This window comes from Amycolatopsis sp. WGS_07, assembly GCF_045278895.1.
Lineage (GTDB): Bacteria > Actinomycetota > Actinomycetes > Mycobacteriales > Pseudonocardiaceae > Amycolatopsis.
The window spans coordinates 3985255-4008747 of record NZ_CP136053.1 but is presented as its reverse complement, the minus strand read 5'-3'; the positions used below and the strand labels follow the sequence as shown (position 1 = coordinate 4008747).

Annotated in this window: 21 protein-coding genes; 6 read left to right on the top strand and 15 right to left on the bottom strand. The window is 69.5% G+C overall.

What is annotated here, in order from left to right; translation table 11 throughout:
• Position 1: 1 nt before the first annotated feature.
• The 7 genes from RPX00_RS19225 to RPX00_RS19195 form a co-directional block, all read right to left on the bottom strand.
• Positions 2-1339, bottom strand: coding sequence for a nitrate/nitrite transporter (locus RPX00_RS19225; RefSeq protein ID WP_406641130.1), 1338 nt, complete (start codon positions 1337-1339; stop codon positions 2-4).
• Positions 1340-1365: 26 nt separating this feature from the next.
• On the bottom strand, positions 1366-2790 hold the full coding sequence (locus tag RPX00_RS19220; protein WP_406641128.1) for an FAD-dependent oxidoreductase: 1425 nt from the start codon (positions 2788-2790) through the stop codon (positions 1366-1368).
• Entirely contained in the window at positions 2787-4823 is a 2037-nt protein-coding gene (locus RPX00_RS19215) for a molybdopterin oxidoreductase family protein (protein ID WP_406641126.1), read from the bottom strand. Before RPX00_RS19215 ends, RPX00_RS19220 begins: the two co-directional genes overlap by 4 nt.
• Before the next feature lie 115 nt (positions 4824-4938).
• Positions 4939-5736: a TIGR02569 family protein gene (locus RPX00_RS19210; RefSeq protein WP_406641125.1), complete on the bottom strand. Its 798-nt coding sequence runs from the start codon at positions 5734-5736 to the stop codon at positions 4939-4941.
• Between the two features lie 488 nt (positions 5737-6224).
• A complete protein-coding gene (gene moeZ, locus RPX00_RS19205) occupies positions 6225-7406 on the bottom strand; it encodes an adenylyltransferase/sulfurtransferase MoeZ (RefSeq protein WP_406641124.1) in 1182 nt (393 codons plus the stop codon).
• Between the two features lie 99 nt (positions 7407-7505).
• Positions 7506-8666, bottom strand: a complete 1161-nt coding sequence (locus tag RPX00_RS19200) for a DUF3152 domain-containing protein (RefSeq protein ID WP_406641122.1) — start codon at positions 8664-8666, stop codon at positions 7506-7508.
• A gap of 80 nt (positions 8667-8746) precedes the next feature.
• The gene (locus tag RPX00_RS19195) at positions 8747-9760 is read right to left on the bottom strand and encodes an alpha/beta hydrolase (RefSeq protein WP_406641120.1); all 1014 of its coding nucleotides are present in this window, start codon (positions 9758-9760) and stop codon (positions 8747-8749) included.
• 81 nt (positions 9761-9841) lie between these two features.
• Here RPX00_RS19195 and RPX00_RS19190 point away from each other — a divergent pair, with 81 nt between their 5' ends.
• Both RPX00_RS19190 and RPX00_RS19185 read left to right on the top strand, forming a co-directional pair.
• Positions 9842-10465, top strand: coding sequence for a TetR/AcrR family transcriptional regulator (locus tag RPX00_RS19190; protein ID WP_378308497.1), 624 nt, complete (start codon positions 9842-9844; stop codon positions 10463-10465).
• 5 nt (positions 10466-10470) lie between these two features.
• Entirely contained in the window at positions 10471-11145 is a 675-nt protein-coding gene (locus tag RPX00_RS19185; protein ID WP_406641118.1) for an alpha/beta fold hydrolase, read from the top strand.
• 1 nt (position 11146) lies between these two features.
• Here RPX00_RS19185 and RPX00_RS19180 read toward each other — a convergent pair whose 3' ends face one another.
• The 3 genes from RPX00_RS19180 to RPX00_RS19170 all read right to left on the bottom strand — a co-directional run bounded on the left by RPX00_RS19180 (position 11147) and on the right by RPX00_RS19170 (position 14633).
• A complete protein-coding gene (locus RPX00_RS19180) occupies positions 11147-12727 on the bottom strand; it encodes a hypothetical protein (protein ID WP_406641116.1) in 1581 nt (526 codons plus the stop codon).
• Between the two features lie 98 nt (positions 12728-12825).
• A complete protein-coding gene (locus tag RPX00_RS19175; RefSeq protein WP_406641114.1) occupies positions 12826-13728 on the bottom strand; it encodes an alpha/beta fold hydrolase in 903 nt (300 codons plus the stop codon).
• Entirely contained in the window at positions 13725-14633 is a 909-nt protein-coding gene (locus tag RPX00_RS19170) for a diiron oxygenase (protein ID WP_067586114.1), read from the bottom strand. Before RPX00_RS19170 ends, RPX00_RS19175 begins: the two co-directional genes overlap by 4 nt.
• Before the next feature lie 102 nt (positions 14634-14735).
• On the opposite strand from RPX00_RS19170, the gene RPX00_RS19165 reads away from it, so the two are divergent.
• Both RPX00_RS19165 and RPX00_RS19160 read left to right on the top strand, forming a co-directional pair.
• Positions 14736-15509, top strand: coding sequence for a TetR/AcrR family transcriptional regulator (locus RPX00_RS19165; RefSeq protein WP_406641112.1), 774 nt, complete (start codon positions 14736-14738; stop codon positions 15507-15509).
• Positions 15510-15523: 14 nt separating this feature from the next.
• Positions 15524-15844 carry a DUF4873 domain-containing protein gene (locus tag RPX00_RS19160; protein WP_406641110.1) on the top strand — a complete coding sequence of 107 codons (321 nt, stop codon included), beginning with the start codon at positions 15524-15526 and terminating at the stop codon, positions 15842-15844.
• Between the two features lie 60 nt (positions 15845-15904).
• On the opposite strand, the gene RPX00_RS19155 is transcribed toward RPX00_RS19160, so the two are convergent.
• Both RPX00_RS19155 and RPX00_RS19150 read right to left on the bottom strand, forming a co-directional pair.
• Positions 15905-16135, bottom strand: a complete 231-nt coding sequence (locus RPX00_RS19155) for a DUF3107 domain-containing protein (protein WP_009072973.1) — start codon at positions 16133-16135, stop codon at positions 15905-15907.
• 104 nt (positions 16136-16239) lie between these two features.
• Entirely contained in the window at positions 16240-16902 is a 663-nt protein-coding gene (locus tag RPX00_RS19150; protein WP_406643005.1) for a ferritin-like fold-containing protein, read from the bottom strand.
• A gap of 539 nt (positions 16903-17441) precedes the next feature.
• Here RPX00_RS19150 and RPX00_RS19145 point away from each other — a divergent pair.
• Both RPX00_RS19145 and RPX00_RS19140 read left to right on the top strand, forming a co-directional pair.
• The gene (locus tag RPX00_RS19145) at positions 17442-19037 is read left to right on the top strand and encodes a DEAD/DEAH box helicase (RefSeq protein WP_406643004.1); all 1596 of its coding nucleotides are present in this window, start codon (positions 17442-17444) and stop codon (positions 19035-19037) included.
• Between the two features lie 863 nt (positions 19038-19900).
• Positions 19901-21271 (top strand): hypothetical protein, encoded by a 1371-nt coding sequence (locus tag RPX00_RS19140; RefSeq protein ID WP_406643002.1) that lies wholly within the window; start codon positions 19901-19903, stop codon positions 21269-21271.
• Between the two features lie 5 nt (positions 21272-21276).
• Here RPX00_RS19140 and RPX00_RS19135 read toward each other — a convergent pair whose 3' ends face one another.
• The 3 genes from RPX00_RS19135 to RPX00_RS19125 are packed head-to-tail and all read right to left on the bottom strand — an operon-like array spanning position 21277 to position 23489.
• Positions 21277-22203, bottom strand: coding sequence for a hypothetical protein (locus RPX00_RS19135; protein ID WP_406641108.1), 927 nt, complete (start codon positions 22201-22203; stop codon positions 21277-21279).
• Positions 22200-22556: a hypothetical protein gene (locus tag RPX00_RS19130; RefSeq protein WP_406641106.1), complete on the bottom strand. Its 357-nt coding sequence runs from the start codon at positions 22554-22556 to the stop codon at positions 22200-22202. Before RPX00_RS19130 ends, RPX00_RS19135 begins: the two co-directional genes overlap by 4 nt.
• A gap of 57 nt (positions 22557-22613) precedes the next feature.
• Entirely contained in the window at positions 22614-23489 is an 876-nt protein-coding gene (locus tag RPX00_RS19125; protein WP_406641104.1) for a RecB family exonuclease, read from the bottom strand.
• Positions 23490-23493: the final 4 nt, after the last annotated feature.

Below are 23493 nucleotides of genomic sequence, written 5' to 3'. Positions count from 1 at the left end.
TTCAGACCTCCGCTCCCGCCAACGCCACCTGCGCGCGCACCGCCGGCTTGCGCAGGTAGCCGAACCACGTCACGCCCACGCACACCGCGTAGAAGACCAGGAATCCGATGAACGCCGGAACCCCGCTGTGCGTCTCGGCGAACGACTGCCGGAACGCGAGGTTGATGAACAACCCGCCCAGCGCCCCGATCGCACCCGCCAGTCCGATCAACGCCCCGGAGAGCCGGCGCGCGTTCCGCAATTCCGTCGCCTCGTCCGCGCCAGCCTGAATCGCCGCTCGCGCCTTCACCTGGAAGATCGCCGGGATCATCTTGTACGTCGATCCGTTCCCGACCCCGGTGAGCACGAACAAAACGATGAACGCGATCGTGAACAACGCGAGGGAATCAGCCGAGGACGCCAGCACCAGCACCACGGTCGCCAGCGCCATTGCCCCGAAGGTCGCGAAGGTGACGCGGCCGCCGCCGATCCGGTCGGACAGCCATCCGCCGATCGGCCGGGACAGCGAACCCAGCAGCGGCCCCAAGAACGTCACCGCAGCCGCCTGCAACGGCGTCCGGCCGAACTGGTTCTGCAGCACCAAACCGAAAGCGAAGCTGTAACCAATAAACGAACCGAACGTGCCGACGTACAGCAGCGACATGACCCAGGTTTGTCCATAACGGACTACCTCGCGCATCGCCTTGGTGTCGCCGCGAACACTGGCCAGGTTGTCCATGAACAACGCCGCGCAAACCGCAGCGACAACGATAAGCGGGATGTAGATGTAAAGCACCAGCCGAGGAGCCGTCGCACCAGCAGTGCCGATCACGAGAAGCCCGACGAGCTGAATCACCGCGACACCAAGGTTTCCGCCACCGGCGTTCAAGCCGAGCGCCCAGCCCTTGTACCGTTCCGGATAGAAAGTGTTGATGTTCGCCATCGAGGACGCGAAGTTACCGCCGCCAACGCCGCCGAGCGCAGCCATCAGAACGAACGTGCCGAGCGAAGTTCCCGGGTGCAGCACAATGGCCGTCAACACCGTGGGAATGAGCAGCAACAGAGCGCTGATGATCGTCCAATTGCGACCGCCGAACCGCGCGACCGCGAAGGTGTACGGGATCCGCATGACCGCACCGACCACCGTCGGCGTGGAGACGAGCAGGAACTTGTCCGCCGCGCTGAAGCCATAGGCCGGGCCCATGAACAGCACCACGACCGACCACAATGTCCAGACCGAGAAGCCGATGTGCTCGGAGAACACGGAAAACCACAGATTGCGCCGAGCGACACGCTTTCCGGTTTGCTCCCAGAACTGGTCGTCCTCGGGATCCCAGTGCTCGATCCAGCGGCGGGTCATGGCGTCCTCCTTGTTACCGGGGGCGTTCATTGCGCGGCCAGCCAGTCCGCGACCGCGCCGACCGTGTCGCGGCAGCTGCCGCATCCGGTGGTCGCGCGGGTGGTGCGGGCGAGTGCGGCAGCGTCGGTGGCGCCACCCCGCCAGGCTTCGATCAGCCGGCCTTTGGTCACCGCGTTGCAGCGGCAGATCACTGCGGACGAAGGAAGATCCACCGGGCTCGCGGCCGCCGGCGCGCCCGCGGGCAACGCGCGGCCCAGCAGAACCGCGAGCCGATCTTCGGGTACCGGCGTACCTCGGTCGTGCAGCTGCGTGACGGTCGCCGCCGCGTCCGGCAGGCCGAGCAGGATCGCGCCGGTCACACGATCGCCGCGCACGACGAGCTTGCCGTACCGCCCGCCGGACGGATCGTCGAAGGTCACTACCTCGGCGGCGTCGTCCTCGCTGGTCACCTGCGTCTCGCCAAGTGCGGCGAGATCGATGTCGCGGGCTTTGAGCCGAGTCACCGTGCGCGTGCCGCGGTACCGCGCCGTGGCGTCGGCCCCAGTGAGCAAGTCCCCGAGCACCGCAGCCTGCTCCCACGCGGGCTGCACCAATCCCGGCGGCGCACCCGGATGCCGCGCGCAGTCACCGAGCGCGTGGATCCGTCCGTCGCTAGTCCTGAGTAGATCGTCCACGAGAATCCCGCGGTCCACTTCGAGCCCAGCGGCTTCGGCGAGCGCGGTCTCCGGCCGCACACCGGCCGCGACCACAACGAGATCAGCGGGAACGAAGCTGCCGTCGTCGAGTTTCAAGCCGTCGCCAGGGAGGTGCCGCGCGGCCGTGACCTCGAACCGGAACGTCACGCCCAGCTCCGCCAACCTGCGCGCCAGCACCCGTCCAGCGCCGGAATCCAGTTGCCGTTCCAGCACATGCGGTTGCGGGTGCACGACCGTCACATTCGCGCCGCGGCCAGCCAGCCCGCGCGCGGCCTCCAAGCCGAGAAGCCCGCCGCCTAGCACCGCGACCGGCGCGCCCGGACGTGCCGCGTCCACAATGCGCGCACAGTCGTCCAGCGTCCGGAAGGCCACGACCTCCGGCCCGAGTTCAAGTCCTTCGACCGGCGGCAGCCACGGAGCGGCTCCGGTCGCGAGGGCGATTGCGTCGTAAGGGAAATCCTCGGTTTCGGTACAGACCAGCCGTCGCGCCGGATCGATCCGCGTCACCCGCGTGCCGAGCCTCAGGTCAACACGCGTCTGCGCGGCCCATTCGGAATCGTGCAGCCGCACCGTTTCCGGGCTCATTCCGCCAGCGACCACAGTGGACAGCAGCACCCGGTTGTACGCCGGATGCGGCTCCTCGCCGAGCACCGTCAACCGCACCCGCTCGGCGTCCGGATCGCGTCGCCGGATCTCGTCCGCGAGGCGGGCCCCGGCCATCCCGTACCCGATGATGACAACGTTCCGCGCGCTCATCCCTCTGCCCTCGCCAACGACACCGCGCACACCTTGAACTCCGGCATCCAGCTCACCGGGTCGAGCACCGGGTTGGTCACCAGATTCGCCCGCGCCGCACCGGGAAAGTGGAAAGGCAGGAAGACCAGGTCCGCCCGCATCGACGGCACACACCGCACCTGCGCCACCGTCTCCCCGCGCCGCGACCGCACCACCGCGCGATCCCCGTCGGCGAGCCCGGATCGTGCCGCGGTATCCGGATGCACCTCCACGAACACCTCCGGCACGACGGCCGTCAGCTCCGCGATCCGGCGAGTCTGCGCACCGGATTGGTAGTGCTGCAATACCCGGCCAGTGGTGGCCTGCAAGGGAAACGTCTCGTCCGGCAGCTCGGCGGGTCCACTGTGGTCAACCTCCGCGAACCGCGCCCGTCCGTCTGGATGCGCGAACCCGTCGAGAAACATTCGCGGCGTACCCGGGTGCTGCTCGTCAAAAACCGGCCAGTGCAACGCTTCCCCAGCACGCAACCGCTGATACGTCACCCCGGAGTAGTCCGCAGCACCACCCTTCGACGCGGCACGAAGCTCCTCGAAGACCTCCGCCGCATCATCCGGAAACCGGTCAACCGGCTGTCCCATCCGGACTGCGAGATCCCGCAACAGAGACAGATCACTGCGGACTCCGTCAGGCGGATCGATCGACCGTTGCCGCAGCAGGACCCGGCCCTCGAGATTGGTCAACGTTCCGTCCTCCTCGGCCCATTGCGGCACCGGGAAAACCACGTCGGCCAACTCGGCCGTCTCCGACAACACAAAGTCCGCGACCATCAGAAGATCCAGTTCGGCCAACCGGTCCTGTACGCGAGCCGACCGCGGCGCCGACACCACGGGATTGCTCCCGAACACCAGCAGCGCCTTGATCGAATCCCCCAGCGCGTCCAGCAGTTCGACCGCGGACCGTCCAGGGCCCGGCAAGCTCTCCGCTGGCACGCCCCACACTTCAGCCACGTGCGCCCGCGCCGCCGGGTCGTCGATCTTGCGATACCCCGGCAGCTGATCCGCCTTCTGCCCGTGCTCGCGCCCGCCTTGCCCGTTGCCCTGACCGGTCAAACACCCGAAGCCGGACCCTTCGCGACCGGGCAAGCCCAGTGCGAGCGCAAGATTGATCCACCCGCCGACGGTCGCCGTACCGGACGCGTGCTGTTCCGTCCCGCGCCCGGTGAGCACATACGCGTTACCCGCCCGCGCCAGCATCTCCGCTGCCCGCCGCTGATCCGCGGCCGCGACTCCGGTCACCCGCTCGACGCGCTCCGGCCACCAGGTCGCGGCGATCCGCCACATCTCGTCGAACCCGGCCGTCCGAAGATCCACATAGGACTTGTCCAGGTGTCCCTCGGCGACCACCGCGTGCAGAATTCCCAATGCCAGCGCAAGATCCGTACCCGGCGCCGGCGCGAGGTGCAGTGCGGCCCGCTCGGCCGTCGGCGTGCGGCGCGGGTCAATGACGATCAGTTCCGCACCGTCCAAGTGCTGCATGAACGGCGGCATCGTCTCGGCCGGATTCGACCCGGCGAGCAGAACCACGTCCGCACCCGCGAGATCGGTGACAGGGAACGGCATCCCGCGATCCACGCCGAAGGCGCGCAGTCCAGCCGCAGCGGCGGACGACATGCAGAATCGGCCGTTGTAATCGATTTGCGAGGTACCGAGCGCTACCCGGGCGAATTTCCCGAGCAGGTAAGCCTTTTCGTTGGTGAGACCGCCTCCGCCGAACACCGCGACCGAGTCCGCGCCGTGCGTCTCACGCGAGGCGAGCAAGCGGGCGGCGACGAAATCCAGTGCTTCGTCCCAAGACACCGGCCGCAGTTCGCCGTCTCGGCGCAGCAGCGGCGTCGTCAGTCGCGCGCCGGACTCCAGCAGCGCACCGGCGGTCCAGCCTTTCTGGCACAGGCCGCCCGCGTTGACCGGGAAATCCCTTGGGGTGACCCGGGTCTCATCCAGGCGCATCCCGCACTGCAAGGCGCAGTACGGGCAATGTGTGTCGACGTGCGGCACAGGCGCTCCTCGGATCGGCGATGACCCGACGGTAAGGACGCCGTGTTACCTCAATGTGCCGGAATGTTTCAGGCAGTTGACGTTGCCCGCCGTCACACCGGGGGCGCGCAGTGAGTCAGAGGATCGCGCTGACCTCGCGTGCGGCCGCGCGCAGGCCGTCCAAGGCAGCGTTGGTCGACCTTGGATCGAGGGCGTGTGCGGCCAGGCGGAAGAGGATGGCGCGCAGCAGGAGCTGCGGCCATTCGGGGAGGTGAGCCCAGCGTTCCAGGAGGGCACCGGTCGCTCCGCCCCAGATCAGGGAGTCGACTGCGGCGATCGCCGCGCCCCATTCGCCGGGGCGGTAGTACGGGACGAAATCGACTACGCCGGGAGCTTCGTCGCCGTCGAAGAGCAGGCCGGCCAGGAGTTCTCCGTGGGCTACCTGGTGCGGGAGTTTGATCGGGCGACGGGAGGGGGCGAGGATCTCGAACCAGCGGCCGCCTTTTTCCTCCGGGAGGGGGCGGTCTTGTTCTTCCCAGGCGATGCGGTCGGCTATCGCGTCTCGGTCGTCTCGTGCGGAGAGGAAGTCCGGGCGGGGGAGGTCGGCGGTGGCGCGGTGGAGGCGGACTGCGGCCAGGACGGATTCTTCGCAGCGGTGCTCGGTGGTGCCGGGGAGGTGGCGCCAGGCGGACCAGCTGCCGACTATCCAGCGGCCGTCTCTGGAGCGGACTGGTTTGGAGATGCGGAGGCCTGGGTCTTCGGCGAAGTCCAGGGCCCTTGCGGTCCAGAGGGCTTGGGAGCGGTCGGTGACGGGTTTGAAGACGAGGTCGCCGCACTGCCAGGAATCGGAGTCCGGGAGTGGGGTTATCGCGTCCGCGTCGGTGCCGAACGCGGCGCAGACGCGTTCGGAGGGGCGTTCCAGGGTTGACCGCACGAGGGGTGAGGTTACCTCGGGGCCGGGGGATTTCTGTGCGGACTCGCTGGTCGTGGGGTGTTTCTCGGGGGCGGCTGCGGGGGTTGGCTCGTCGCCTGGCGGCGACATTGCGCCCTGTCTGGTGTGGGGCACCCCGAAGCCTGATTGTGATGACGGTCTGAGGGTGCTTGTCAAGGCGGGAAAGATGCCTTGACAAGCACCCTCAGACCGCATTTTGGCTTCGTATCGGGGTGCGGGGGTGGTGTGGGTGCCTGGTCGGGTGGGTGCATCGGTGGCGGTTTCAGGCGGGCCGTGAAGGACTCCTTGAGGGAATCTAAGTACGTGAAGGAGTCCTTCACGGGCCGTCGGGTCGGTCGCCGAGGGTCGTGAGGGGAACCCTGCGGGAATCAGGGGCTGTGAAGGTGGCCCTCACGGACGGCGGCCGAGCCCAGAAAGACGTGAAGGGCCCCTTGAGGGAGTTCCTCAAGGGGCCCTTCACGTCTTTGTGCTCAGTAGGTCGGCAGGCTTGGGTCGATTTGCCTTGCCCAGGCCAGGACGCCGCCGCCTAGGTGGGTGGCGTCCTTGAAGCCGGCTGCGTGCAGGGCCGCCAGAGCTTCCGCGGAGCGGGCGCCGGACTTGCAGTGCAGGACGATCGGCTTGTCCTGCGGCAGTTCCGCCAAGGCCTCTCCGGACAGGATCCGGTCCTTCGGGATCAGCGTGGCGCCCTTGATGTTGACGATCTCGTACTCGTGCGGTTCGCGGACGTCGATCAGCGCGAAGTCCTCGCCGGCGTCGAACTTCGCCTTCAGTTCCGCCGGGGTCAGCGTGCTGCCCGCGGCGGCCGAAGCGGCTTCGTCCGAGACCACGCCGCAGAAGGCTTCGTAGTCGATCAGTTCCGTGATCTTCGGGGTTTCCGGATCCTTGCGGATCTTGACCTCACGGTATTTCATCTCCAGCGCGTCATAGGAAATCAGCCGCCCGAGGAGCGGTTCTCCGATGCCGGTGATGAGCTTGATCGCCTCGGTCACCATGATCGAGCCGATCGACGCGCACAGCACGCCCAGTACGCCGCCCTCGGCGCAGGACGGGACCATGCCGGGGGGCGGCGGCTCGGGGTACAGATCCCGGTAGTTGAGACCCTTGCCGTTCGGCGCGTCCTCCCAGAACACGCTTACCTGGCCCTCGAACCGGAAGATCGAACCCCACACGTACGGCTTGCCGAGCAGCACCGCCGCGTCGTTGACCAGGTAGCGGGTGGCGAAGTTGTCCGTGCCGTCGAGGATCAGGTCGTACTGCCGGAAGATCTCCAGCGCGTTCGCCGACTCGAGCCGCTCGGTGTGCAGGTGCACCTTGACCAGCGGGTTGATCTCCGCGATGGACTCCTGCGCCGACGCGGCCTTGAGCTTGCCGACGTCGGACTGGCCGTGGATCACCTGGCGCTGCAGGTTGGATTCGTCGACGACGTCGAAGTCGATGATGCCGAGCGTGCCTACGCCCGCGGCCGCCAGGTACAGCAGCGCCGGGCTTCCGAGGCCGCCCGCACCGATGACCAGGACCTTCGCGTTCTTCAACCGCTTCTGCCCGACCACCCCGACGTCCGGGATGATCAGGTGACGGCTGTACCGGGCCACCTCTTCCTTGGTGAGCTCGGCTGCCGGCTCGACGAGCGGCGGCAGTGCCGTGTCTGACATCGGGTCCCTCCATACTCGCGCGGGTCGCGTAGTCGATCCCAGTATCCCCAACGCGCGCTGGCAAGAGGGACTTCCCCGCTCCCAGATGGTGGGACTCTGTTACTGGGCGGGCGGAGTCGGGTTCGGCCACGCGTTCGGCTTGCACACGTGGTGGTCCGCGGCGACCTTGCCCTTGTCGCCGCCGGGGATGTTGTTGAGCATCGCGACGTAGTCGTCCGCGACGCCGAACGACTGCTGCATCATCACCGGAGCCGGCTGGTCGTTTCCGGGGCAGCCAACGTGATTGTTGCCCAGCGCGTGCCCGACCTCATGGTTGATCGCGTACTGCCGGTACCCCGTCATGTCCGAGCCGTAGACCTTCGCGCCGCGCGACCAGCGGGCCAAGTTGATCAGCACGCGGCCCATGCTGCGGCGGTAACAGGAGGCCTCGAATTTGATCTGGAACCCGCACGCGTCCGGACGGTGCGTGGTGTCCGGCGTGGTGAGGCTCACCCGGAAACTCGGGTTCGGATAGCTCGCGTCGACCCGCTGCAGCCGGATCTCGCCGTTCCAGGTCCAGCTGCGCGGATCGGACAAAATGCCCTGCACCGCGGCGCCGAAGCTGTCGTCGCCGGCGTAGCTGGCCTGGTCGATGCCGTCCTCGACCTCGACGGTGTAGGTGTACAGCTTCCCGCCCTTGCCGACGACGTCGCCGGACCCGGGCACGATGTGCCAGGTGCCCTTGCCGGTCTGGGTGAAGTTGCCGCCCGAGGGCAGGTCCGCGGTGGGCACGTTGAGGTTCACCGGCTGCGCGGGGTTCTCCGGGATGCCGCCGTCGTCGATCGCGCCCGCGGCGCTGTCGCCGGACGCGACCTCGCCGCTCGCGGCCGGACCGGCGTCGGACGACGGGCCGGTGGCGGTGTTGACCGCGACCAGCACGGTGATCACGGCCAGGATCGGCAGCGCGTACACCCGCCAGCCGTAGGTCTTCACGAACCGGGCGAACGGAGACTGCTTCTTCTTCGGAGCCGGGCGCTTCTCCGGCCGCTCGTCCTTGGGTTTCCAAGCGGCGGCGAGCGGTTCCGCGCTGGTGCGCCTGCTGCCCGGCCGGTAGCGGTCCTCGCCGACGCGCTGGGCGGGCTTGCGCGCGGGCCGGTACTGGCCGACGCGCGGCGAATCGGCATCCGGATCGCCGGAACCGGAAGACGGCGAACGCCGGGCCGACCCGGTGGTCGGGCCCCGCCGGTCTTTCGCTCGCGCGTCCTGCTTCAGCCGGTCCACCGACCCAGGGTGCCACACGGCGGCGACCTTCCCGGCAGCGACTGGCGGGCTCCCCGGCGATCCGCGGTCCCCCGTCCGGGCTACCAGGAGCCCTTGTCCGCGCCCTCCCACAACCCGAGCACGGCACGCGCGACCACCTGCGGGCGTTCCATTTGCGCGACGTGGCCGGTGCGCGGGAGCACCAGCATCCTGGCCCGCGGAATCGACTGCGCGGTCCGCGGCGCGCGCTTGACCGAGATCACCCGGTCGTGGAGTCCCCAGACCACCAGCGTCGGCGCCTGGACCTGTTTGGCGACCGACCACAGCGACGCCGCGCCGAGCGCGGTCCAGCGCCGGAAGATGCCGAACGTGCTGCGCTCCATCGCGGCCAGCGCCCACGGGAACCCGGCGCGCGCGGCGTGCTCCTCGACCAGTTCGTCCAGCCGGGCGTCCGGGAACCGCGACGGATCGTGGAAGCACAGCTTGATGACCTGCGCGGCGCGTTCGCGGGCGGTCATCCCGGCCATCCGGCGGCGCACCCGCGCCCCGACCACCGGGAGATAGGCCAGCGCCATCAGCGGGTCGGACAGCCGGCGCGGGTCCGGGCGGCGGTCGGGCATCGCCGGGGAGATCAGGGTGAGAGTTCTCACCAGCTCCGGCCGCCGCGCGGCGAGCAGCAGCGAGATCGCACCGCCCATCGAGTTGCCGAGCAGGTGCACCGGCCTGCCGAGCCGTTCCAGCTGGCTCGCGACGACGGCGGCGTGGTCGTCGAGCCCGAACGCGAATCCGGCAACGGGCTCCGAATAGCCGAATCCGGGCAGGTCAACGGCCTGTCCGGCGGCGGAGGGGGCGAGCAGCGCGGCGAGGTCGGTCCAGTTCGTCGACGATCCGCCGAGCCCGTGCACGTACACCGCGGGCGTGCCGTCCGGTCCGGGCGTGTGCCGGATGTGCAGGCCGTCCTCGACCGTTCCGGGCCAGGCAGGCAGCGCCCCGTCGAGCGGCGGAAGGGGCGTAGTCGACAATGGCACCTGGGTCACCGGCGGGCGGACCGCCGCCGCGGTGGCGGGACGGGAGGTCGTGGTCGTCACCAGTCCAGGATGCCTGACCCTTGGCATTTCGGGCGTACCCACGAGTAATGTCAGGTTCACTTCACGCGGTGGTGAACCCGCCCGGCGAAGGCTGCGGACGGAGGAAGAATGACGGACATGGCGCGACTGCAACGAGGCGTCCGGTTGCCCCGGACCGAGCGCCGGGCCCAGTTGCTGACGGCCGCGCAGCGCGTCTTCGCCGAGCACGGCTACCACGCGGCGGCGATGGACGAGATCGCCGAGGAGGCCGGCGTCAGCAAGCCGGTGCTCTACCAGCACTTCCCCGGCAAGCTCGACCTGTACATCGCGCTGCTGGAAAGCCACGTCGACGACCTGGTCGGCCGGGTGCAGGGCGCGCTGAACTCCACCTCCGACAACCGCCAGCGCGTCCCGGCCACGGTCGGGGCGTTCTTCGACTTCGTGAACAACGACGCGGGCGCGTTCCGCATGGTCTTCGAATCCGACCTCCGCGGCGAGCCCGCCGTGCAGGAGGCGGTGGACCGCGCGACCTCGGCCAGCGTCGAGGCCATCACCGAGACGATCACCTCCGACGCGGGGCTGGACGAGGAGAAGGCCCGTCTGCTGGCGGTCGGCCTGGTCGGGATGAGCCAGGTCAGCGCGCGCTACTGGCTGCAGCACAACCAGTCGATGAGCCGCGAGGACGCGGTGGCGCTCACCGCGAACCTCGCGTGGCGCGGCATCGGCGGCGGGTTCCCGCTCAAGGACAACTGACCCCAGTGCGCGTGGTCGCGGTGCCGGGCACGCTCTGCAGCCCGCGGATCTACGCCCCGCTGGCCGCCGCGCTGTCCGGCGACCTGGACGCGGTCGACTGGATGACCGCGCCGGGTCCGTGGCGGATCGAGGACGTCGCGGCGAGAGTCGCCGACCGGATCGAGCAGCACGGCGGCCCGGTCACGCTCATCGGGCATTCCACGGGCGGCTGCGTCGCGGCGGTCGTCGCGGCGACCCGGCCGGACCTGGTGTCCGCGCTGCTGCTCGCGAACACCGGCGCGCACATGCGCGGCCACGGCGACGTCGACCGGATCCTCGCCACGATCGCCACCGGCTGGGGCCCGGACCTCCACGCGGCCGTCCTCGACCGGTCCTTCGCCACCCCGTTGCGACCCGATCTGCGCGCCGAACTTCTCGCTTACGCCGCCCGCGTCCCAGCCGAAGCCGCGCTGGAAGTCCTGACCAGCCAACGGGATCTGGACCTCACGCCGCGACTGGCGTCGATCCGCTGTCCGGTCACGGTGCTGCACGGAGTCCACGACCGGGCCCGCACGCTCGCCGACGCGCAGTACCTCGCCGACCACCTGCCGGACAGCGAACTCGTCACCGTCGAGACCGGGCACTCGCCGATCTGGGAGGACGTCCCGGCCACCGTCGCCGCGCTCGCCCGGTTCCGCTAGCTCACTCGCGCGGTTTTCGCTGCCGTGGCACCGATCTGGCCGCTCCGGGCAGTTCGACCAGCAGGTTCTCGAGATGGTCCGGCAGGGCGGCACCCGAATCGGTCAGCCAGGCCTCGGACTTGCTTCGCCGGGACGGTTGTTCCCCTTCGGACAATAAGGCGGCGTAACAGCCGTAGTCGATGGCGAACCCGTCGTAGAGCGTTCCCGGCCGTCGTCGGCTCACGATGCCGCGTCGCACCAGGTGAACGAGCCGGGCGTCGTGGAGATCGCGCATGGCCGGGTCGTGCGCGCCACCGGCGTGGTCGAGCAGGAAAGTACGCGAGCGCCGGCGGCCCACCACCTCGTCCACCAGCCAGCGAAGCGTCGTCAAGGCCGGTTCGTTCCCCGCGATGGCGGCGTATTTGTCTCGCAGATACCAATCCTGCGCGGCCTGCCGGACGTGCCGGATCCCGATCGTCGCCGTATTCGCGTGCTGTGCGGCCAGCGCGGCGATGTTGATCGCGTCGCGGGGCACGCCTTCGGCCGCGCGCACGAGTTCGGGAAACGCGGTGCGGCTGAACGCGGTCGCCACGAATTCCGCGGCGTCGTCGGTCATCGGCATCCGCGGTCGTACGTGATTGAGGAACAGGTCGGCGAAAAACTGCCTGGACTGGCTTCGGCCGTGGTCGAACTGCAGGACGTCGTCGAGGCTGACCGCGGAAGCCGCGTCCGCGCCGACCTCGATGCCCACGTAGTCGCCTTCGGATCCCGGTTCGCGGAAGCGGGACCGCCGTTCGATCGCCGCGATCTTCACCGTCGTCCCGCGCGTCGGGAGCACGCTGCGGCGCAGCAAATCCGCCAGCAACGGTTGCAGCTCAAGGGGAATCGAACTCCACTCGTCCAGCAGCAGCCACAGCCGGGCCGGGGCCAGCGCGGCGGTGATCCGCGCCAATGCCCGGCTGAGCGGCCCGAAAATGACCTGATGATGCTCGATTCCGGTTCGCCGCAACCGATCCGAGGCCGTGACCGACTGTCGGCTGCTACCCGAAAGCGTCACCTGACCACGCGGACCGCCCGGTCCCCACGACGCGGAAGCACCGGCACTACTCGCCTGTTCCGCGGAGCCCCCGACGGTCGTCTCCCGCTCGACATTGCCGACGACCTCGACCGTCGTGGCCGCCTCGGTCAGCTCGTCCAGGCCCTGGAGCAAGCCTTCCTGGTCGGCAACCCTGGCCTCGATCGCCGTGGTCAGGAGCTGTTCATGCACCGCTTCCAGCGTGTCGACCAGCAGCTGAGTCCCCCGCAGCGGCACCGGCAGCTGCTGATTCGCGTACAGGCCGCTGGTGGACCCGATCGTGCGCAAATCCAGGTACACCGGGACTTCGTGGGTCTCTTCGACCAGATCGGCCAGGTACAGCAGGGCGTGCGTCTTCCCGGTGCCGCGGCGGCCGTAGAGGATCTGATGGTCCGCGGAATGCAGCACCGCCGAAAACGACCCGGCCACCACGAAGGTTTTGGCCAGCGTATGCCGGTCCACGCTCTCCGCCCGCCGGGAAATCGCCATCAGGCTCCGGTTGACGTGCGCGCTCAGCGGCTGCCCCATGCCAGTCCTGTCTGTCGGCGACATCCCAGCCACCCAGCGTGACAGCGCCAGGGGGCTGGGAACAGCCGACAGTCAGGTACGAGCGTGAACGCGCACGGTCACGAAACCCGCAGCAGCGCCCCGATTCGCTTCGCGACCTCGCCCGCCCGCTCCTGCGGCAGCATGTGCCCGGCGCCGGGAAACCGGACAAACTCCGCGTCCGGCAGCTCGTCCGCGATCACTTTCGCGTGCGGCAGCGGGCAAAGCCGGTCCTTCTCCCCCGCCAGCACCACGGACGGAGTACCGCGCAAGGTCGCCAGCGCGACGCGCCGGTCGTGCGTCGAAATCGCGTCCTGGAACGCGCCGAGGCTCGCCGGATGCGCGCACAACAGCTGGTCCGCGACCAGCCGGAGGTCCGCGCGCCGCGGATGGTCGCCGAAAACGAGGAACCGCGCCCCCGAACGCACCATCGCCGGGCTCAACGGCAGCCGCTCGCCCTTGCGGTGCGACAACGCTTTCGCCAGCCGCCGCTCGAACCGCGCGGAGAACTGGCCCGCCATTCCGGGCAGCCCCAGCGTGATCTGGTCCATCTGCCCGGACGACGTCGCCACGAACGCCGTCCCGACGACCCGGTCCCGCACGAGTTCCGGATGCCGTTCAGCGAGCGCCATCAAGGTCATGCCGCCCATCGAATGCCCGGCGAGCACCAGCGGACCCGACGGCACGCGAGCGGTGATCAGCTCGGCCAAATCGTCGGCCAGCCGCGGAATCGTCCCGGTTTCCTTGGTGGCCGGCGCGGAACCGCCGTGCCCGCGCAGGTCGTAGCGCAGTGTCCGGACGCCAGGGCCGAGATGGTCAAGGACGCCGTCCCAGGTGCGGTGGTCCTGCGTCCACCCGTGGACCAGCACCAGCGTCACCGCGGCATCGGCCGGGCCGCTCGCTTCGACGTGCAGCGCACAGCCGTCGCTGGTGACAAACCGGTGCTCCCGCGCCGGGTTGCGCAGCCGTTCTACGGTAGTCACTTGCCCTCCGGAAGCAGGAAAGACTTGCGCCAGAACGGTTTCCCCGGCAACCCGACCAGACCGGACTCCTGCAGGAACGGCATGATCTTCTCCCCGGCCCACGCGATCGTCGCGCGCCAATGCGGGTTGTTCAGCGCCGTCTCGACACCCTCGCGCGGCCGGATCCCGACCGCCTTGTAGACGTTCGGGTTGATGAACGCCCGCGTCACGAAGTACGAGATCAGCGCGATGCTGAACTGCTGGTAAGCGACCTCCGCGCGGCCGAGTTTCGCCATCCCGCGGGTCACTTCCTCGCGGGCGAAGGTGACGTGCCGCGCCTCCTCCAGCACGTGGATCCGGTTCACCATCCGGACCAGCGGCTGGATCTCCTCGTCGTTCATCTGCTCGCGCTGCAGCCGGTCGAGCACCTCCTCGGCCACCAGGATCGCGCCGTAGCGCGCCGGGCCGTAGGAAATGGTCGGCATCAGCTTCGCGAACTGCCGCAGCACCGGCACCGGACCGTAGGTCGGGCAGCCGATCCGCGCGGACATCCTCGCGAACATCGTGGAGTGCCGGCATTCGTCGGCGATCTCGGTGAGCGCGAACTGCGCGTGCGCGGTCGTCGGGTCCTGTTCGTAGACCTCCTTGAGCAGCATCTGCATCAGGAGGATCTCGAACCACAGCCCGGTGGTCGCGATGCTGGCCATCTCGTGCTTGCCCAGCTCGATCCGCTGCTCCGGGCTGAGCCGGTCCCACAGCGGAGTGCCGTAGAGCGACGAGCGCTCCGGCAGGATGTACCGCTTGCCTTCGACGAGCGGCGCGTCCCAGTCGATGTCGACATCCGGGTCGTAGAACTTGTTCGCCGCCGACTTCAGCAACCGCTGTGCCGTCGCCTCCCGGTCGGTCACCTTGAGCGTCCGCGTCATCATCAGCCCCTTCCAGCGCCTGACTCGCCGTTGAATCGAGAAGCCGCGTCCCGCCTGCCGCCACGGAACATGTAACCCGTGGTAACAGTTACCTCTGGTAGCATGACCGCCGTGATCGAACGTGTCAAGCGCTCCAGCAAGCAGTCCGGCAAGCAGGCAGCCGACACCGAAACGAGCACTGGAGACGCCCGTCGCGATCGCTGGCGCAAGCACCGCATCGCCCGCCGCGCGGAGTTCGTCGAGGCGGCGCTGCGCGCGCTCGACGCACACGGTCCAGAACTCGGCATGGAGGACGTCGCCGCCGAAGCGGGCGTCACGAAACCCGTGCTGTACCGGCATTTCGAGGACAAGGCCGACCTGTACGTCGCACTCGGCCAGCGCGGCACGGAGATCCTTTTCGAGCGCCTGATCCCGGCGATCAACGCGGAACTCGCGCCGGTGCCGAGGATCCGGATGGCGCTCGACTCGTTCTTCAGCGTCATCGAGGAGCATCCGAACCTGTACCGCTTGCTGGCACACGGCGGGCTGCCGGGCAAAACGACCGATTCGGACGTCGTCGCGGAGGACAAGGAGGTCATCGCCACCGCGCTGACCGCGTTGCTCGGCGATTACATGCGGATGTTCAACATGGACTCCGGCGCGGCCGAACCGTGGGCGCACGGCATCGTCGGCATGGTCCAGAGCACCGGCGAATGGTGGCTGGACCGGCGGTCGATGGGCCGCGATTCGGTGGTCGAGTACCTCACCCAGATCATCTGGGCGGCGATCGACGGGCTCACCCGCCAGCAGGGCGTGGTGATCGACCCGAACCTGCCGCTGGAGGAGAACAAGGTCGTCCAGCTCGGACGCGCCGAAGAAGACAGCGACGCAGGCTGACGAGAGGACCCGGGATGAGCGACGAAGACGGTTACACGGGCGCGGCGACCCTGGTCGTCGACGGCACGGAGATCGCCGCGGACGTCGATCTGCGCGGCTATTTCCAGCCGATCGACGGTTATTACCACTGGTACGGCCGGGTCGCGGCGGAGGAGAAGCTGACCGAGGCGGTCGGCGGGCGCAAGAAGCCGTGCGAGGTGCGGATCGGCGAGCACGCCGCCGAGGGCGAACTGTCCGATCCGGACCCATGGGGCCGCTACCGGCTCACCGGCACGTCCACGCCGCCGTTCGCGGTCCCGAAGACGCTGGCCGAGGTCGAGGAAGCAACCGCCTGACCACGCGAAAAGGCCGCTCCGGAAGTGATCTCCGGGGCGGCCTTTCGCGTACGGCCTGGCTCAGTCGCCGACGCCGAACCCGACCTTGCGGACGTCGGACGGGGCGATCTCGACGTACGCGATGCGGTCGGACGGGACCAGGTACTTGCGGCCCTTCTCGTCGTTGAGGCGGAAGAGCCCGTCACCGGCCGTCAGCGCCTCGGCGACCAGCTTCTCCACCTCTTCGGGAGTCTGGCCACTGGACACCACCAGCTCGCGCGGCGTGTCCTTGATGCCGATCTTGACCTCCACGTGGGACCTCCGCTGGAAACTCGTTGTGACTACGCCCGGCAAGGCTAACCGAAGCGGGCCGCCGCGGTGGCGCGCGACCAGCGAGTGATTCGCGACCACTCGCCTCAGCCCAGCCCCAGTGCCTGCATGCGTTTGGTGTGCCCCTGCTGCAACCGGCGGAACAGCGCGCCGATTCCCGCGAGGTCGCCGGAGCCGGCGACGATCAGTTCGGCCAGGCCATCGCGTTCGGCCACCACGTATTGCGCCTGGGTGAGCGCCTCGCCGAGCAGCCGCCGCCCCCACAGCGCGAGCTTGTCGCGGGCCTTCGGATCGGCCTTGATCCCGGCCGCGACTTCGCGCTCGGCGAACGCCGAATGCCCGGTGTCGGCGAGCACCGTCAGCACCAGGTCCTTGGTCTCGGGGTCGAGCCAGTTCGCGATCTCGCGGTAGAGATCGGCCGCGAGCCCGTCCCCGACATACGCCTTGACCAGCGACTCCAGCCACGACTTCGGCCGGGTGGAGCCGTGCCACGCGTCCACTTGCGACACGAACGGCGCCATCGCGTCCTCGACCGCGACGCCGTTGGCGGCCAGATGCTTCGTCAGCAGATCGAGGTGCCCGATCTCGGCGGCGGCCATCGAGGCGAGCGCGGCGCGGCCGGCGAGCGTCGGGGCGCTGCGGGCGTCCTCGGCCATCCGGTCGAACGCGGACAGCTCCAGGTAGGCGATCACGCCGAGCAGGTCGACGACGCCCTCGCTGATCGTGGGAGAAGAAGAGGAGGCGGGCACTGAGTTCTCTGCTGGCCTGGCTTCGGCGCGGTCGGTCACGGCGACGAGGGTATCGCCGAACCGCAGGCCCGCGCCGCGAAGAGACCGATCCCACGCCGCGCCGCCGCGCCCGGTATTCCCCGGAAAACACCTGACCAGGTACACTGCGGACGGATAAAAAGAGCTTCGCCGCGCCGGACCGCGTTTTTCGATGGGTCTCGGGAGCGGCGGGAACCAGGCGAACGGCTGGCGCCACCAGAGCGACCGGAGTTCGCCGCAAGTGTGCGTGCACGCCTCCTAGCGGCATTCCCGGGAGGGCGGCTCCGGCACCATCGGCCTCCGCAGACGAGGCGCGGGTGCGAGTCAGGCCCCCGGTCGAGTGTCGAGTGACAACCGGCCTGTGCGCGCTGGTCACGAGAGAGGCGATCACCCTGACCGCAGAACAGTCCACAACCGAACAGACCGAAACCGCGCAGGCCACCGCCGCTGTCGCTCTCGAGCACAGCGAAAACGGACCGGCCGCGCTCGACACGTCGCACCCGCTTCAGGCCGGTGCCCCGGTGACCGAGGAGTCGCCGACGTTCGCGTCGTTCGGTGTGAAGCCGGAAATTGTCAAGGCGCTCGGCGAAGCCGGAATCGAGCGCACCTTCGCCATCCAGGCGCTCACCCTGCCGCTCGCCATGGCCGGCGACGACCTCATCGGCCAGGCCCGCACCGGCATGGGCAAGACGCTCGGGTTCGGCGTCCCGCTGCTGCACCGCGTCGAGGTGCCCGGCGACGGCACCCCGCAGGTGCTGGTCGTGGTGCCCACGCGCGAGCTGTGCATCCAGGTCGCGAACGACCTGAAGGGCGCCGGCAAGCACCTGGGCATCCGCACGCTGGCGATCTACGGCGGACGCCCGTACGAACCGCAGATCGAGGCGCTGCGCAAGGGCGTCGACGTCGTCATCGGCACGCCGGGCCGGCTGCTCGACCTGGCCGAACAGCAGCACCTGGTGCTCGGCAAGGTCCGCGGGCTCGTCCTCGACGAGGCCGACGAGATGCTGGACCTCGGCTTCCTCCCGGACATCGAGCGGATCCTCCGGATGGTGCCGGACGAGCGGCAGACCATGCTGTTCTCCGCCACGATGCCGGGCCCGATCATCACGCTCGCGCGGACGTTCCTGAACCAGCCCACGCACATCCGGGCCGAGGAGAACGACGCGGGCGCGATCCACGAGCGCACGGCGCAGTTCGTCTACCGGGCGCACTCGATGGACAAGACGGAGCTGATCGCGCGGGCGCTGCAGGCCGAGGGCCGCGGCCTCACGATGATCTTCAGCCGCACCAAGCGCACCGCCCAGAAGGTGGCCGACGACCTGGTCGAACGCGGTTTCGCCGCCGCCGCGGTGCACGGCGATCTCGGCCAGGGCGCCCGCGAGCAGGCCCTGCGCGCGTTCCGCTCGGGCAAGGTCGACGTGCTGGTGGCCACGGACGTCGCGGCCCGGGGCATCGACATCGACGACGTCACGCACGTCATCAACTACCAGTGCCCCGAGGACGAGAAGACCTACGTGCACCGCATCGGCCGCACCGGCCGCGCGGGCCGCACCGGCGTCGCGGTCACCCTGGTCGACTGGGACGAGGAACCGCGCTGGAAGCTGATCTCGGACACGCTGGGCCTCGACCTGGCGGAGCCGGTGGAGACGTACTCGTCGTCGCCGCACCTGTTCAGCGACCTGGGCATTCCCGAGGGCACGAAGGGCCGCCTGCCGCTGTCGAAGCGCACGCGAGCCGGCCTGTCCGCGGAGAAGGAAGAAGACCTGGGCGGCAAACGCCGGGGCCGCCGCGGCTCGGCTGGTCCGTCCGCGTCTTCTGACGAGGAAGCCCCGCGCAAACGCAACCGCGCCCCGCGCAAGCGGACCCGCGGCGGTGCCCGCTCGGCCGCCGCCATCGAGGCCGCCGACGCCGCCGCTTCCTCGCCTGACCAGCAGGAAGAGCGCCCCCGGACCCGCCGCCGCACCCGCTCGGGCGCCGACGCGACGGGCCCGGCGACGTCCACCGGCAACGCAACCCCCGCGACGACGTCCGACTCCGGCGAGACCGGAGACCGTCCGGCACGCCGCCGCCGTCGCCGTCGTCCGTCCGCATCTGATACACCTGCGTCGGCAGACTGAGCGACACACCGGGAGTCAGTTACGTGAACGACCACGGGAACGGCACCGACGACACGCCCCCCGAACCCGGATCGAACGTAGCGGGCACTCCCGCGACCCCAGACGAACGCCCCGAGCCGCCCACCCCGGCCGGGGCGCCCGTCTCGGTCCCCGGCGGTGAGGTGGGTCCTGGGGACGGCTCGGGGGAGCCTGGTCGGCCTGGGGAGACGGCTGATTCTGGCCCGTCGGAGGCTGCGTCGGGTTTGGGCGGCCATGCTGGGGGCGCTTCCGCCGAACCAGCTGACTCCGACCCGTCACTCGGAGAGGCTGCGGCGTCGGGTTTGGGCCGCTATGCCGGAAGCACTTCCGCTGAACCGGCCGACTCCGGCCCGACACCAGCAAACCCCGCGACGTCGGCTTCAGACAGCCATGCCGGGACCGCTTCCGCCGAACCGGCCGACTCCGGCACGCCACCTGCAGAGGCCACGGCGTCAGCTTCAGGCAGCCACTACGAAACCGCCTCCGCCGAACCAGCCGCCTCCGATCCGGTGCCAGCGAACCCCGCCCCATCACCCTCGGGCCGCCACACCGGAAACACTTCCGCTGAACCTGCCCCTTCAGACCCGCGCTCCGCGGGCTCCGTCGCGTCGACTCCCGACGGCCCGTCCGCTGAATCGGCTGCTCCGGCACCGTCATCCGCAAACCCCGCCGGACAAGCCTCAGCCAACCCCGGCACGCCGTCCGCGAACCCCGCCGCAGGCAGCCACCGCGAAACCGGCTCCGTCGAACCGGCTACTCCCAGCGCTCAGTCCGCACCCCCTGCCGCGCCAACCCCAACCGAATCGACCAGCTCGGCCCCCCGCCACGCAGCCGCCGAGGCCCCGATCCCGCCGGACACTCCCGAGGAGCAAACCGGCCCGATCGCGCGCGTCACCGACGACTCCGCGGACCCCGGGATCACCTCCACAGAGCCCTACGGCTCCGAAAACCTCCTCCCCCACCCACCCGCCACCGCGGATCCCGCCGCGCCGCCGGGGAAAGCCCGCCGCTCGCCGTGGAACCGCGGACGGGATCGGCTGGTCGTGGGCGCGATCGTCGTGGTGGTCGCGGTGGTCGCCGCGATCGTCGCCGCCACGAGCGACAACCTGCACACCAGCCGCGCACTGGCCGACCCGCCGCACGCTCTCCCCACGCCGCCGACCTCGGTCCCCGGCGCGATGACGCAGCTGTGGCAGGCCCCGAGTTCCGCGACGCCAATCCCGATCGGACAGTCCGACACCGTCACCACCGCGGACGGCAGCGAGGTGGCCGGCCGCGATCCGCTCACCGGGCAGATCCGCTGGCACTACACCCGCGAAAACCTGCAACTGTGCACTGTGGACACCGCCTGGGGCCGGGTGAACGCCGTGTACCGCAAGACAATGGGCTGCAGCGAGGTCACTCAGCTCGACCCGGCGACCGGCCGGATCACCGCCCAGCGCAACGGCGACGCCGAACTGGGCACCCGCCTGGTCAACGACGGCAGCCACGTGACGACCACCGGCAAACACCTCCTCGACACGTGGCGCGACGATCTCGTGAAGAGCATGGAGTACGGCAAAGTCCCGTTCCTGCAAAACGCGAACAAGCAACCCCGCCCCAACTGCACTTACGGAACCGTAGCAGCGGCCGCCGACAAAATCGGCGTGATCGAACGCTGCCCCGGCGACCGAAGCGACCGGCTCACTGTCTACCGGGCGACCGCCGAGCACGAGGACGAACCCAAGGTCACCTACACCGCCCTACTGGCAGGAAAACGAGCCCGGGTGATCGCGATGTCGGGCGACCTCACCGGCGTCCTGCTGCCCGACCAGAAACTCTACGTCGTCTACGGCGCGGACGGTTCGCAAAAAGCCGCCTACCCCATGGATCTCCCCGCGTCCGACGTAGCGAACGACCCCGTCGGCGGCACCGAGGCGACGACCCGCACCGCAGCCGGGATTTACTGGTTCACCGGCTCGAAAACCGTCGCCCTGTCCCGAGACGACTTGTCCCCGCGCTGGACCCTGGACGGCACACTCGGCCCAGGAATCACCTTCGCGACGCAGCTGGTAGTGCCCATCCGCGGCGGCCTGGCCGTACTGAACGAAACGAACGGCGCGACCCTGCGCACAGTCGGCGTCGACCGCGGCGCCTACACGGGCCCAGTCCGGCTCACCGCGCTAGGCCCAGTCCTACTGGAACAGCGCGGCCCGACCCTCGCCGCTCTGCGCTGACGGCCTCAGAACCACCACAACACCCCCAACGCCACCGCCGCGACGACCAGCACCCCAACCCCGGCAACCCCCGCCACTTTCCCCACGCGACGGTCCGCAACCCGTTGCAGCACAAGCACAATCACCGCGGCGACCGGATGCCCGACCAGTTTGAGGACCCCCGGCCCGGACGCCCCGTTCACGAAACACAACACGCCGACGACCAGCACCCCGACGGCCAAGACCGCCATCCCCGCAGCGACCGAGCCGGTGAACCCGCGCCACCAGCGCCCTCGGGGCTTCCGCTTCGCTGCCCCGTCCCGCTCAGCTGCCTCCTCATCGCCGACGGTCGAGCTGTCTCGTATGGACGGCGTTTCATGGATAACGTCAGCCGCGCCGTGCCCCACTGCCGAATCGGCTGCCGCTGAGTCATGCATAACCGGGGAAACGCTGCCTGGTGCACCGTTCCCGGCCGCCGAGTCATGGATAACCGTGGCATCGCCGCCCCAAGCACTGCGCTCTTCCGCACGGTCATGGCAAGCCGCGGCATCCGCCGTGTCGCCGCGCCAAGCACCGCGATTTTCCGCCCGGTCATGATCAGCTGAGGCATCCGCCGTCGTCGAATCACGGTCGGCCTGAGCACCGGCGCCCGCCAGGTGAGCGCCCGGCGAGTCATGGATAACCGGAGCTGTGCGCATTTCGGCCGCGCGATCATCCGCCGAGGCCTGGAACGTCGCGCCAGCCACACGATCCCCCACCGCACCACCGACGGCCTCGCGATCCTCCCGCGGCGACACCGCACGACCGGCAACCGCACGATCCTCCCTCACACCACCGCCATTGACGGCTGTGCCGTGGGTGCTGGTGCTGTCGGCGCGACCTGCCACACCACCAGCACGACGACCGCGTTCCCCCACCGCACGGCGTTCCTCCTCGACCCTGCCATTCCTCACCGCGGCAAGATCCTTCCCTGCTGCACCGCGAACACTCCACTTCTGAGCCACAGACCCGCGAACGCCCCGATCCTCGGCCGAGGCTTCGCGAACACTCCGCTTCTCAGCCACCGACCCACGCGCACCCCGCTCACCGGCCGAGACTTCCCAAACGCTCCGCTCCCGAACCGCAGCTTCGCGAGCGCCACGATTCCTGACCGCAGCTTCGCGAAGAACACCTCGATCCCCGGCCACAGCATCCCGAACGTCCTGATCCCCGGCCGAAGCCCCGCGAACGCCCCGATCGTCAGCCGAGAATTCGCGAGCGCCGCCATCCCCGCCCCCACGACGCCGAGCCTCCGCACGAGCCGCATTCCTGATGTCCGGTGCCACAAACGATCCCCGGGTCCCATCCGCATCTCGAAAAGCCCCTACGGCGCAAGCAAATCCCACGGCTGCGCGGCAGGAGCCGCTTCCTGGCCCGCTGCGCAGCTTGGGCGGAAGTCGCACCAGGCGCAGCGGCGGTCGGGGCGGGCGGGGAACAACGCGTCTCCATCGCCGCCCGCGTCAAGGGTATCTGCTGCCAGCCGCAGATCTCCGGCGGTCTCCTCGGCGCGTTCCAGGTGCCGTTTCAAGGTTTCCGGCGTGTGTTCGGCCGCCGCGATCGTGCCGGACGGCAGGTGGTGCAGCTCGACCTTCGTGCACGGCATGCGCAGCGTGCGCGTGGACGCCACGGCGTACATCGCCAGTGCCTGTGACGCTCGGGCCTCGTGTTCGTCCGGGGCTCGGCGGCCGGTTTTGTAGTCCACCACCACCAGTTCGCCGCCGCGCTGGTCAATCCGGTCGGCGCGGCCTTCGATGATCATCGTCGGGCGGCCGCCGGTCGTGCTGACCGGTGCGGACACCCAGCGTTCGAGACCGACCGGGTCGTCGCTGACGTCGTTGTCCTCCACGTACTCCGCGACCCAGCCCTTCGCGCGCGCTCGGTAGCGGGCGGCCTGGTCGTCGTCGGCGAACCCGGCGTCCTTCCAATGCTCGGACACCAGCGCGATCGCGCGTTGCGGCGTCCGTTTCGCTACCGGCAGGTCGAAAAGCGCGCGCAACGCGTTGTGCACCACGGCACCCAGCGTGCTGTGCGCCCACGGCCCGGTGCGCTGCGGCGTCGGCCGGTCGAGGTAGCTCAACCGGTACCGGCGCGGACAGTCGTCAAACGTGCTCAGCCTCGCCGGCGACACCTTGGTGAGCCGCTGCGGTTGTTCGACGCCGAAGTCGAACCCCAGCTGTTCTTTCACGCCGCCCCCTTCCATCGAC

Bases quoted from the DNA above. Each gene is read 5' to 3' on its own strand.
- RPX00_RS19225 (WP_406641130.1), bottom strand. From the start codon at position 1,339: ATGACCCGCCGCTGGATCGAGCACTGGGATCCCGAGGACGACCAGTTC.
- RPX00_RS19220 (WP_406641128.1), bottom strand. From the start codon at position 2,790: ATGAGCGCGCGGAACGTTGTCATCATCGGGTACGGGATGGCCGGGGCC.
- moeZ (WP_406641124.1), bottom strand. From the start codon at position 7,406: ATGTCAGACACGGCACTGCCGCCGCTCGTCGAGCCGGCAGCCGAGCTC.
- RPX00_RS19195 (WP_406641120.1), bottom strand. From the start codon at position 9,760: ATGCCAAGGGTCAGGCATCCTGGACTGGTGACGACCACGACCTCCCGT.
- RPX00_RS19190 (WP_378308497.1), top strand. From the start codon at position 9,842: ATGACGGACATGGCGCGACTGCAACGAGGCGTCCGGTTGCCCCGGACC.
- RPX00_RS19180 (WP_406641116.1), bottom strand. From the start codon at position 12,727: ATGGGGCAGCCGCTGAGCGCGCACGTCAACCGGAGCCTGATGGCGATT.
- RPX00_RS19170 (WP_067586114.1), bottom strand. From the start codon at position 14,633: ATGACGCGGACGCTCAAGGTGACCGACCGGGAGGCGACGGCACAGCGG.
- RPX00_RS19165 (WP_406641112.1), top strand. From the start codon at position 14,736: ATGACCGCCGTGATCGAACGTGTCAAGCGCTCCAGCAAGCAGTCCGGC.
- RPX00_RS19160 (WP_406641110.1), top strand. From the start codon at position 15,524: ATGAGCGACGAAGACGGTTACACGGGCGCGGCGACCCTGGTCGTCGAC.
- RPX00_RS19130 (WP_406641106.1), bottom strand. From the start codon at position 22,556: ATGCGGCTCGTGCGGAGGCTCGGCGTCGTGGGGGCGGGGATGGCGGCG.
- RPX00_RS19125 (WP_406641104.1), bottom strand. From the start codon at position 23,489: ATGGAAGGGGGCGGCGTGAAAGAACAGCTGGGGTTCGACTTCGGCGTC.